Genomic DNA, 10,754 nt, shown 5'->3' with positions numbered 1-10,754 from the left:
TGAAAATACTAATATCCGACCCCACAGACCTTTTGTATCAAGGTGTGTGGTCTGTTTTTGTACTTTCAACCTTTAGAATATAACAAATGGCACTCGCCAACGATGATTAATCGTTAGTGAGTGCCATTTTTAGTTTTATTTAATTTTTTGAACTTGACGCCGATAGTCATGTAAGACCTTCAATGCTCGCTTACGGGACTTGATATTTGAACTGTGTAAGCGACGACGTGCACTTGCTAAATCTACTTTTTCCATAATGGCAGCCTCCTGATATCTAAATCGTAATCATTACCATTCAAATATCATAACAGCTATATCCATAAAAGAAAAGTATTAAGCTTGGAACCTAGTCTGATGACGATCTTTCGGCGGCTTCGCGTTTTTCCATCTTCGCAATCACGGCCAGAATCTTGGCCTCTTTCGCTAATCATTCCGGGGTGCGCGCAGCCGGAATCACGGTAAAGCGATCATCGGCCTTCCAACTAAAATAATCCTTCCGATAATCAAAGACTTTGGTCAAATAAGCCGCTACGACCGTCGATTCAGAACCGGCCACCAACTCATCGTTTACGATAAAGCTCGGTAGACTGCTCAACTGATTACGTTCGGCTTCTTCTACCACTTGCTGAGCCACAATCACTGACGTGGCCAGTGGTGCCAACTGATACGTGCCACGTAAGTACGCATCAGTATCTGGCGCCGCTCTTAAGTCATCTTGTTGATGGAAGGCGGCTTGCACATAGGCCAAGGCCGCATCGGGATGACTGTAGTCAATATACGTATTCGCCACATTCCCCGCAGTAAGTAGCGGTGAGGGCTTACTCCAAAACTTTAAATGCAGGTTCAAATAGCCCGCGCTGGTCACGCGTAACAATTCCGCTTCATTTGCTAGCCACCAAGCTTGACTATATGGACAGCCAAGATTTAAAATCGCCGTCAGTTCAAAAGGTGCTTGATTGGTACCGAGATTTAACGTCGTTTCGTCACTCAAATTGAAGTCTAAGTTTGACATGGGCCCACCTGCTTTCGTTGGATTGGTTACAGTATACCCAATTCAGTGCCAAAGTCTTAATGAAAACCCTCAATCCACACCGTCTTTACAAGTTCTTAACTTAACTAAGCCTACTAAAAAACGGGTTCAACCCTAGTCAATGACCGGTTGGACCCGTTTCAGTTACGCTCGTAAGTCCGCTAAGACTTGCGCCGTTTGTGCTTCTAAACTTAAGTTAGTTGGAAACTGATATTCTTGTGGGACATTCAACCGATCATGCAAAAGCCAACGTAGCTTCAGATGGCGATGGCTGACCACGGTCTCGGGAACTGGCCCATCAAAATGATAGACTAAAGCCCGTTCGAATTGGCGCATCAAGGTCACTAACATGGCCCGATAACGTGCACTCACTAGGATGCCTTCAACAATCACATATTCGATCTGCCGATTATTGCAAGCCGCCAATTGTTTGATGACCCCAATTGCTAGATTACCTGGTTGATCATGGACGTGCAAGATGCGATCACGCACCACCGCTTGTGAAATCACTAAGCTCGATGGCCCTAACGCCGCCTGTAAACGATGCGCTAACAGCGTCTTGGCACTATCCCCGTTACCCCGTAAAATAATTAATTTGGTTTCCATCCTAGCTTCCTTCCGCCTTACTTAAAATCCGAACCTTTTCGTTTTCTGAAAAATGATACTTGGCTATTTTACCACAAAACCAACCCGGTGCTGCAAAAAATCCGGGTTGGTTCTAAAGATTAGCCTATTCAGTTAATAACTCATCAATCGTCGGTAACGTCTCATCAGCATAAGCTTGACCTTGATAAATCACCGTTGGCAAACTGGTAATCCCATTAGCTGCCACTTCGCGGTCAATCCGTTGACGAACGGTCTCGGCCTGCGCATAAGGTGTTACTTGGTAAGTCCGCTCCAAATAAGCGGGCACTGCCGCCAAATCAGCAGCACGTAACGGATCTTGATTTTGAAAGACCGCTTTAATCAAACGCAACGCCGCAGCGGGATGTTGATAGTCCACGTACCCATTGGCCACATTGCCGTTCAATAAAGTGGGTTTAACTTTGCTCCAAAACTTAACATGCACTTGCAACTTACCTTGGTCAATAGCCGCAAACAAGGTGGCTTGATTAGGCTGCCACCAGTCGCGAGTATCGACACAGCCAAGATTCAAGATCAGGGTCAGTTCGTGGGGCGCTTGTGGATTACCGTAAGTTAACGTGGTTTGTGGATCAACTTTAAAAGTCATTTAGCTTCAGCCTACTTTCAATCGTTTACCACTAGTATACGCCACTAATCCCGGAACTTAGTCATTGCAATCAGCCTGATCCAACTTCCGAACTGGTTTAGCTAACCAGATCAAGCCCAGCAATAGCACTAAACTAACAGCGACCATCAATGCCCCGAACAACGGCGTCCAAGTCAGCCCAAATTGAGTCGTTACTTGACCCCCAATCCCGGAACCTAACGCAATCCCCACGTTAAACGCTGAGATATTCAAAGCTGACGCCATCGTCACATCTTGTGGCGTATGGACTTCGGCCAGTTGGACAATATAGAGCTGCAACCCTGGAACATTCATAAAGGCAAAGATGCCCATTACTAAAACGGTCAGCAACCCCAGCCAATGACTGTGGGCCGTGACAGTCAAGACTAACAACGTGATGAATAGACCCACAAATATTTTAAACAACGCGACCAACGGCTTAGTATTTGCCCAACGACCACCTAAGGTATTACCGAGCGCAACCATCAAGCCATAAACAACCAAGATAACGACCACGGCATTGGCAGACCAGCCCATCGCTTGTTCCAATAGTGGTGACAAGTACGTGTAAGCCACAAAAGTCCCGCCATAGCCGAGCGCGGTCACCAATAACGCCAACAGTAATTGTGGATTAGTCAACACGCGGATAATCCCCCGCGCCGTTGCTTTGGCGGGTAATGGTAAGTTACGAGGCACCAACCAATAATCGGCGATCAAGCCAATCACCCCAATTGCACTGATGAAGATGAACGACCAACGCCAACCGCCAAGTTGTCCAATCATGGTCCCCAGTGGTACCCCGGTCACCGTCGCGACGGTCAGACCAGTGAACATGACCGCAATTGCCGAGGCCCGTTTTTCAGGTGCAACGACATCCGCCGCAATGACTGATGCCACGGTCATAAAAATGCCATGCGCTAAGGCGGCTACAACCCGACCGACTAACAAGAGCCCAAAAGTCGGCGCCAACGCTGCTAATAAATTCCCGACAATAAAGAGCCCCATAATCAGCATCATCAATTTATGCCGATTCAACCGTCCTGTTAGTAAGGTCATCACCGGTGCCCCAATCATGATACCCAGCGCATAGATTGACACGGTCAACCCGGCTTGCGCCAAATCAATGTGAAAATGACTAACCAATAACGGCATTAAGCCGACACTAATGAACTCCGTGGACCCAATCGCAAACGCACTAATTGCGAGTGCTAATAGCGTCCAAGTTGGATTTACCTTTTTTGACATTTTCATTCCTCCTAAACTTGCTTACGTGATAAATAATGATTATACTAGCAAGTAACTTGAAGACAAGTACCTACTTTAAAGTGGGATACCCACTAAAAAGTAAGTATGGATTAGGAGGACCTATTTATGCCAACCAAAACATATCAAATTGGGGTTGAAGCCACCATGGAAGTGATCGGTGGCAAGTGGAAGTCAATTATTCTCTGCCATCTACGGCAAAAAGCCATGCGCACTAGCGAACTCGAACGCGCCATTCCGCAGATTTCACAGAAGATGCTCGTCCAACAATTACGCGAACTCGAAGCCGCCAACATCGTCACCCGACACGTCTATCAACAAGTCCCACCGCGCGTCGATTATAGTCTGACCGACTACGGCCATAGCCTATCCGGCGTCCTGCACGATCTCTGTGTCTGGGGTGAGGAAAATATTGACCGGCGCCGCGAACAAGGTGAAGCCATTACGTTGCTCCACCGTGATGATTTATAAAGGTGTCGCTAGCTTGACGACCATCAAGTTATTTGCGTGAAACCTTGGTTATACTAAGGTCATTCAATGAAATGAGGTGGCTCAAATGAATCCTGTAAAAACGTATTTAGCTGACCATGCCGACCGATTGGATTTTTACACCCAAGCAATTACCAACGCTCACGGTGCGCATCATCCCGAAGTCTTTGCCGTCCGTGATCAATATATTCAGCTCCGCGCCGATAGCGCTAATGATCGCCAATTAACTGACAACTTTGCCCAGTTACGAGCGACGACGCATGATTATGCCATCCCGAATGACGTTTGCCCTGTCTTTAAAGCCACTTACCACATGCTGGCTAAAGCCGACGCGTTGAATGCACAGGCTTAATACACGTCAAAAAATCGATAACCGGATTAGTACGCTGACTAACCCGGTTATCGATTTTTTAGTTGCTTTCATTCCCGTTACGACTTAGTGGCGCCAACTTTACCAGCATTAAAGTGGTTATACAGTGATTCTCCCCGTAACAATAAATCCACAATGTGTTCGTCATCATTGACCGGTACGCCTTGACGTTGCAAATAAGTGACGAATTGTGGTAAAAAGTCTCGCACTTGCGACCCAAAGTCGAGCGCCCAATGTTGGCCATTAGTGGTCACGATTAATAATTTAAATGAATCTGCGCCAAAATCAAAGGGCCGAATCCGTTCGCGCGTCTGATAATTAATCGTGACTTGGGCCATGGCCTGATAGGGAATCGTCTTTAAATGCGGGGCTTTTTCCAAGAGCTGTTTAAAACGCCAGCCGTGACCATAATGCCGTATAACTAAACGGTCTTGTTCAATAATCCAGTAATCTTTCGTCAAGATTGGCAGTAAGTATCCCGCCACAAAGATCAACACCATTGTTAAGATTGACCAATTCTTAAAATCAAAGCCACTTAATAGAATGCTTAATAATAGCCAACCGGCCAGCAATGCCACCACGTGACTGCGCCGATACCGATGACCAACGACATAGGGTTTCTTGAAGAACGGACTGCCCTGCACTAATTCATCTAAGGACAAATTATATAAGTCTGACAATGCCAACAAATTATCAATCGTCGGGACCGTTTGCCCACGTTCCCACTTCGAAACTGCCTGTGTTGAGACAAATAATTTTTGGGCTAATTGTGCTTGTGTATAATGATTTTGCAAGCGCTGTTGCTTTAACATCTCTTGTAACCGCATCTGACTCATCCCCCCGCTTGATTTAAGTTAAGCCTACGCCAAGCGCGGTTTAAAGGCAATCAACTAGCGGTTGAGTCGCAAAAAAGGTGGCACTAACACTTGGTTAGCCCCACCTTTTTCAAAATTATGCTTATTTAATGGCTTGGGCCACTGCGTCATTCACTGCCGCAGCTTCAGCTTCAACTAAGTCGACACGACTCGTAATCACCTTAATATCCATTTGGATTTCACGGGTCAAACCAGGGGTGTTCAGCTTCGGTTCAAAGAAGGCTTTGAATTCAGCTAACCGATCCGCCGTCCGGAAAATGCCGGCAATCACGGTAATATAAGTCGTGAATTCCATATCACCACCGACCGTGGCTTCTAACCATGACCAGTCGTTGCGAATCCAATCCCAAGCGGCTTGTTGCCCCGCATGGTTAGCTAAGACGCCACGGAACCAAGCGCGTAAGTCTTGCGGCTTGATGGTTTCGGCATCTTCAAACTTTTCGATTAAGGTCGCAATCAACTTGTCGTCGGGCGTACTCGTCAAAGCCGCCGCAATGTCAGCCTTAAAGCTGGCATCGGCCGTCTGCTTGGACGCAGCCAATAAGTCATTGAACAAGTCGACACTACTAAAGTTTTGCACTTCGTTCCGTAAAACGAAGACCCGGGTGTCGGCTGGCAAAGTTGCTAATCGATCCCGGTTAGCCGTAAACAGCTTGTGGGCCGCCGCAACTGCGTCCGAATTCTTCGCATATAAGGCCGCACTCAAAACATATGGCCGGGTCAATTGGTCATCGTTAGATTCACCAGCTTGTGGCGTCCAGCCTAAGCGCGCAACTTGGGCCGCACTTAAGTGATCATACAAGCCTTGTAGGGCTTTTTCTTCATTAGAGTCAGGCGTAACAAACTTCTTCAAGTCACCGGCGACCCGATATAACGCATCGTTGACGACGGTGGAATGACTACCGGCAAAGCGCGTTAATAATGGCACGATGCTGGCATAAGAAATCTGCCGACCTTCTGCTAATAAACGTAAATCTTGCAACAATTGTAATTGATCGATGGCCGTTAGATTGTCCAAGTTCGCCAAGATATCGTCCAACAGCGTTTGGTCATACTTCACGATAAAGTGGGAGTTGTTACCCACATTCAAGCGGAATGGTTGGCCATTATCAGCCCGTAACTGGGCATAATCACCCAAGGTAGCGCTCGTTTCAGCTAAGATAGCTGGGGCGGCCTGGTAATTGCTGTTCAATGGAATCTGCCATTGCCGACCTTGGTCTTGACCATCACCGATGAAGAATTGTTGTTGGCTGATCGTTAATTGACCGTCAACGACACTGGCACTAACCACTGGATAACCTGGTTGTTCGAGCCATGAATTCATAATCGCCCCAACGTTCATGCCTGATGCTTCACCCAAGGCCGCCCATAAGTCAGCCCCGGTGGCGTTGCCGTATTGATGAGCCTTGAAGTAAGCCTTCAAGCCCTTACGTAAGGCCTCATCACCAACTAATGCGCGCGCCATAACTAACATCCGTGCCCCTTTAGCATAGACAATCGCGCCATCGAATAAGGCATCGATTTCAGCGGGATTTTCAACTTGGACGTGGACGGATTGAACCCCGTCCGTAGCATCCCGTTGTAATGCTGCCGCGGCTTCGGAAGTTTGGAAAGTTTCCCAAATGTGCCAGTCCGGTTCTAAGGCATCGACCGCCACGTATTCCATCATGTTGGCGAAACTTTCATTTAACCAGAGATCGTCCCACCACTTCATGGTGACCAAATCCCCGAACCATTGATGCGCAAGTTCATGCGCAATCACGGTTGCGACCCGTTGCTTCATATCTAAAGCTGTGTTGTCAGGATCAAGTAATAAGTAGGCTTCACGATAAGTCACTAAGCCCCAGTTCTCCATCGCCCCGGCAGAAAAGTCTGGTAAGGCAAGTTGCCATGAATGTGGCAGTGGATATGGCGTCTGATAGAAGTCTTCATAGAATTCAATCGAACGCTTGGCAATGTCTAAGGCAAAGTCGAGTTCGTTGGCTTTATGCGCTTTGGTGCCAAAGACACCAATCTTCACGCCACTCTTGGTTTCAGTTAACTTACTTTGGAGTTCACCAAAGGCAAACGCGATTAAGTAGGTAGACATCTTAACCGTTGTATCGAAGTAATGCACGCCGTCTTCAGTCTTCACTTCAGGCATGTTGCTGATGATGGTTTCGCCAGCGTGTTCGTCAAACTTGATTGCCAAGTCAAAGGTGGCTTTCGCTTCCGGTTCATCGACACATGGGAACGCTTGGCGTGCAGCCGTCGTTTCAAACTGCGTCCCGATAATCTGCTTCTTTTCACCAGCGACTTCGTAATATGAGGGGTAGATGCCCATCATGGAATCCGTTAATGGTGCCGTGTACGTGATGGTTAACGTGGTCTTACCAGCCTTAGCGAGGTCAATATGAATGGCTTCGTTATCCGCATCGAGCTTAAATGGCACCGCTTGACCGTCAGCTTGAACAGCGGAGACCGCTAAGAACTTTTGGTGAATGTTAATCGCCGTTGCTTGGGCGTCACCGGTAATCTTCGTCTGACCACTGATTGTTTTAGTGGCCCGATTAATATCGAGATAAATATTGTAATGTTCTGGTTGGAACGTTTGGTAAAAATGGGTTAATTCTGCCATGAGTTTCTCCTTGATTTGTTAGAATAGTTTCATTATACGTCATTTGATTGCGAAACTTAAATAATCAATGCTTTCTTATCCCCTCATGATTTGTTTCAGTCTGTTCAATTTCTTTCATTATGTCTTTAATTTCGATATCATTACTATTTTCAACTACCTTAACGAGTATTTTACTATTAGGAGTTTTAGTAAATCGACAAGTTTTTTCATTAATACTTTTAAGATTAAATTTGTAAAAGACTCGTATTACGTGTAAATTTGAAAAATTCATTCCTGTGATTTCAAAGTCTTCTAATCCAGTTACCGTTATGCTAGTTTCCTGACCAATATTCTCCCTAAACTTTGAGGTATCTTTTGCTTGAAAAGTGAAATTTTGAGCTGGTATCACAAAAAAAGTATCCTTCACTGCAGAATTATATAAAATTTGTAGATTTGTTAAATCACTTTCCGTCCAATCCCCTTTAACGGGAAATGATTTTTTATAAATAGAACTGATTTCATGCATCATAGTATAAACTTTCAAGTCTTCAATAATAGGTTTTAAGTCTAACAAATCTTTCTTATTGTCTATGATATTTGTCCCAGCTAAAGTAACATTCCCTTCTTCAATTAATGATGTTATTATCTCTTTGTTCTTGATTATTTCTTCGATATTTTTTGCTGCTTCTAAATTTATATTGAATTGAACTGAAATTCCCTTAGTCCTATCATCAGGAATAATTAATTTCACTTTTAGTATTCTTTTATTTACAGTATCAAAAACTTGCTTCTCAGCAGACGGAAATTTTTCTTGTTGCAACATAAAATCAACTTGTTGTCCAGAAATCATCAATGGTAATTTCATCGGTTTGCCAAAGTTTGCAGGCCCAATAATACACTTAGTAAGACCTTCTCCTGAAACCACATCCCTCATTAAAGTTTCTGCTATTATTTCATTACCATCAATTGCTATCTTGTCTTTTGGATAGATATTTAGCTTTGTTTGTGTTCTATACAATAACTTTTCCCAATTTTGTTCTATATATTTTGGAGAAAGGCTAGGATATTCTGTATTTATTTTTCCGACAACTCTATCAATTATTTCTTTTCCGAACGAAAATTTTACATTTCCTAATTTATCAACCAAAATCGCACTATTAGCACTAATTCCTTTATACTTTATCTTTGTATCACGGAGACTATCTGGTAATAATCCATCCAAAATCGTGCTAGGAACTTCATCGCTTCTATTTTTCGGAAACAGTTCATTCTGAATATTTGAAAACATGCTACCAATCCCCCTTTAGTTGACTAAGATTAACAACTTTTGTCATCAACAAATGTTTCACCTTATCCTCTATGTCCAAAGCATTAATATCATCTAATATTTTAATCACAAATTCTTCATTTTCTACAAAAATATAATTAATTTTGGTTGGATCCAAAATCATTCCATATTCTACTTTTGAATTTTTTAGTACATCTGACATATTTTCCATTGATGCTTTATTATTCATCCACTTACGATAATATTCGATTCCATCATAAAGCAAGCCATATGCTTCCCTCTCCTTAACATCTGGAATATATCTCCATTCATGCTCATCATGAAAGTTTTTTTCTGTTCCGTTCATTTTTCCGTATAATGGTTTTGAAAATTTTAGTTGTGTTAACAAAGCATTTGCTTCTTCCGCTTGGGATTTTCCATCAAACATATTTTGTAAGGCTATACTTAAATCTTCTCTTAGTGGAGAACAAGGGTTAATATAATTAATTGGTTGAATACGATATGCTTGACTTCCCCACTGCTTACTTATACCGATCCCAAAAGATCCATAATTAGCTATGTGAGTCTGAATCTGATGTAAATTAATATCACAAAAGCACAGCATAGGCATCGCAATATTTGAAATCTCCATATCTGATTTAAGCTTCAAATAACGAACATCTTCAATACAATACCTTGGAAAAAGTTTAAGATTTTTAATAGCCATTTCTAAGAATTTAAACTCTTTCATAAAATTAAAAAGCGTATTGGCACTTTCATGAAAATACTGAGGACTCTCCATACTAATTTGTTGATTATTCCCAGTGATTAAGCCAATTCTTTTATTGCTATCATTTTCTGACATTTATGTTAATTCTCCTATCATGAATATAGTAGAGCATCGCAGTTCAAACATATGTTCTTATAATTATATCCACTATATCATTATTATGCAAAAACTTTTAGACCATTTCACTCGCCATTCATCGGATTTCACTAAGCTAACCTTCTACCTGTACATATTCTTTCATATTCGGAGAATAATTTTCAATGTACACACTTGTAATAACAATATACAAAAAACAGCAATTTTAATTTTTATTATTGAGTAAAAATCAAAAAATATTACTTATGGTGATAAATCATCTATTTAAAAGCTGAAACCTTCTTAGCCCAACTTTGCTTAGCAAACTTAGTCCCATAGTCCGTCGCAGCAAACTTCTTACCTTTACGATAAATTTTCATATCTATTTTATTAAACCGAACCGCTGCACTAGTCTTAACATGGCCTTTAAGTCGCCAAGTATGGGCACTAACTTTCTTATACCGTAACTTAGTCGCTTTAACCATCGGCATCCCTGAGGCGCCATACCGGAACATCTTGGCCGTAATTTGATACGTATCCCCAAAACCTTGTGCGGCACTATGTTTCTTAGCTTGATACTTCCCACGAATCGCTTTAGGGGCGCCGTTATGCCAAGCAGCTGCCTGAGCTGGTGCCCCAGTCGTTACAACTGGTGCCAATAATAAGCCTGAAACAACTAGGGTCCGTTTGAAAACTACTTAAGTAAAATACAAATTGAGGCAACGTATACTGCTGACAGAAAGACGTGCG

General features: G+C 43.2%; 12 protein-coding genes. 2 read left to right on the top strand and 10 right to left on the bottom strand.

Features of this window, described 5'->3' with window-relative positions; translation table 11 throughout:
- Positions 1-135 precede the first annotated feature (135 nt).
- The 5 genes from FFM80_RS13985 to FFM80_RS13965 form a co-directional block, all read right to left on the bottom strand.
- A complete protein-coding gene (locus FFM80_RS13985; protein ID WP_171001125.1) occupies positions 136-255 on the bottom strand; it encodes a putative metal homeostasis protein in 120 nt (39 codons plus the stop codon).
- A 172-nt stretch (positions 256-427) separates the two neighbouring features.
- Positions 428-1,012: a thioredoxin domain-containing protein gene (locus FFM80_RS13980; protein ID WP_137641364.1), complete on the bottom strand. Its 585-nt coding sequence runs from the start codon at positions 1,010-1,012 to the stop codon at positions 428-430.
- 162 nt (positions 1,013-1,174) lie between these two features.
- The gene (locus FFM80_RS13975; protein ID WP_137641363.1) at positions 1,175-1,636 is read right to left on the bottom strand and encodes a P-loop NTPase family protein; all 462 of its coding nucleotides are present in this window, start codon (positions 1,634-1,636) and stop codon (positions 1,175-1,177) included.
- A 124-nt stretch (positions 1,637-1,760) separates the two neighbouring features.
- Positions 1,761-2,261 (bottom strand): thioredoxin domain-containing protein, encoded by a 501-nt coding sequence (locus FFM80_RS13970; RefSeq protein WP_137641362.1) that lies wholly within the window; start codon positions 2,259-2,261, stop codon positions 1,761-1,763.
- 57 nt (positions 2,262-2,318) lie between these two features.
- Positions 2,319-3,524: an MFS transporter gene (locus FFM80_RS13965; RefSeq protein WP_137641361.1), complete on the bottom strand. Its 1,206-nt coding sequence runs from the start codon at positions 3,522-3,524 to the stop codon at positions 2,319-2,321.
- Positions 3,525-3,650: 126 nt separating this feature from the next.
- On the opposite strand from FFM80_RS13965, the gene FFM80_RS13960 reads away from it, so the two are divergent.
- Entirely contained in the window at positions 3,651-4,013 is a 363-nt protein-coding gene (locus FFM80_RS13960) for a winged helix-turn-helix transcriptional regulator (RefSeq protein WP_137636286.1), read from the top strand.
- An 85-nt stretch (positions 4,014-4,098) separates the two neighbouring features.
- Positions 4,099-4,383, top strand: a complete 285-nt coding sequence (locus FFM80_RS13955; RefSeq protein WP_137641360.1) for an iron-sulfur cluster repair di-iron protein, ric — start codon at positions 4,099-4,101, stop codon at positions 4,381-4,383.
- A gap of 77 nt (positions 4,384-4,460) precedes the next feature.
- Here the strand turns inward: FFM80_RS13955 and FFM80_RS13950 are convergent, their stop codons facing one another.
- The 5 genes from FFM80_RS13950 to FFM80_RS13930 all read right to left on the bottom strand — a co-directional run bounded on the left by FFM80_RS13950 (position 4,461) and on the right by FFM80_RS13930 (position 10,663).
- Positions 4,461-5,228, bottom strand: a complete 768-nt coding sequence (locus FFM80_RS13950) for a helix-turn-helix domain-containing protein (protein ID WP_171001124.1) — start codon at positions 5,226-5,228, stop codon at positions 4,461-4,463.
- 130 nt (positions 5,229-5,358) lie between these two features.
- Positions 5,359-7,893, bottom strand: coding sequence for a M1 family metallopeptidase (locus tag FFM80_RS13945; RefSeq protein WP_137641358.1), 2,535 nt, complete (start codon positions 7,891-7,893; stop codon positions 5,359-5,361).
- A gap of 64 nt (positions 7,894-7,957) precedes the next feature.
- Positions 7,958-9,160 carry an abortive infection system toxin AbiGii family protein gene (locus tag FFM80_RS13940; RefSeq protein ID WP_137641357.1) on the bottom strand — a complete coding sequence of 401 codons (1,203 nt, stop codon included), beginning with the start codon at positions 9,158-9,160 and terminating at the stop codon, positions 7,958-7,960.
- 1 nt (position 9,161) lies between these two features.
- On the bottom strand, positions 9,162-10,004 hold the full coding sequence (locus tag FFM80_RS13935) for an abortive infection system antitoxin AbiGi family protein (RefSeq protein ID WP_137641356.1): 843 nt from the start codon (positions 10,002-10,004) through the stop codon (positions 9,162-9,164).
- 281 nt (positions 10,005-10,285) lie between these two features.
- A complete protein-coding gene (locus tag FFM80_RS13930; protein WP_137641355.1) occupies positions 10,286-10,663 on the bottom strand; it encodes a hypothetical protein in 378 nt (125 codons plus the stop codon).
- Positions 10,664-10,754: the final 91 nt, after the last annotated feature.

Source organism: Lactiplantibacillus dongliensis, from assembly GCF_005405105.1.
GTDB lineage: Bacteria > Bacillota > Bacilli > Lactobacillales > Lactobacillaceae > Lactiplantibacillus > Lactiplantibacillus dongliensis.
Note: the sequence above shows the minus strand (reverse complement) of the source record. Positions and strands in the feature narration are given on the sequence as shown.

Bases quoted from the DNA above. Each gene is read 5' to 3' on its own strand.
- FFM80_RS13945 (WP_137641358.1), bottom strand. From the start codon at position 7,893: ATGGCAGAATTAACCCATTTTTACCAAACGTTCCAACCAGAACATTAC.
- FFM80_RS13955 (WP_137641360.1), top strand. From the start codon at position 4,099: ATGAATCCTGTAAAAACGTATTTAGCTGACCATGCCGACCGATTGGAT.
- FFM80_RS13935 (WP_137641356.1), bottom strand. From the start codon at position 10,004: ATGTCAGAAAATGATAGCAATAAAAGAATTGGCTTAATCACTGGGAAT.
- FFM80_RS13970 (WP_137641362.1), bottom strand. From the start codon at position 2,261: ATGACTTTTAAAGTTGATCCACAAACCACGTTAACTTACGGTAATCCA.
- FFM80_RS13940 (WP_137641357.1), bottom strand. From the start codon at position 9,160: ATGTTTTCAAATATTCAGAATGAACTGTTTCCGAAAAATAGAAGCGAT.
- FFM80_RS13965 (WP_137641361.1), bottom strand. From the start codon at position 3,524: ATGTCAAAAAAGGTAAATCCAACTTGGACGCTATTAGCACTCGCAATT.
- FFM80_RS13975 (WP_137641363.1), bottom strand. From the start codon at position 1,636: ATGGAAACCAAATTAATTATTTTACGGGGTAACGGGGATAGTGCCAAG.
- FFM80_RS13960 (WP_137636286.1), top strand. From the start codon at position 3,651: ATGCCAACCAAAACATATCAAATTGGGGTTGAAGCCACCATGGAAGTG.
- FFM80_RS13980 (WP_137641364.1), bottom strand. From the start codon at position 1,012: ATGTCAAACTTAGACTTCAATTTGAGTGACGAAACGACGTTAAATCTC.
- FFM80_RS13950 (WP_171001124.1), bottom strand. From the start codon at position 5,228: ATGCGGTTACAAGAGATGTTAAAGCAACAGCGCTTGCAAAATCATTAT.
- FFM80_RS13985 (WP_171001125.1), bottom strand. From the start codon at position 255: ATGGAAAAAGTAGATTTAGCAAGTGCACGTCGTCGCTTACACAGTTCA.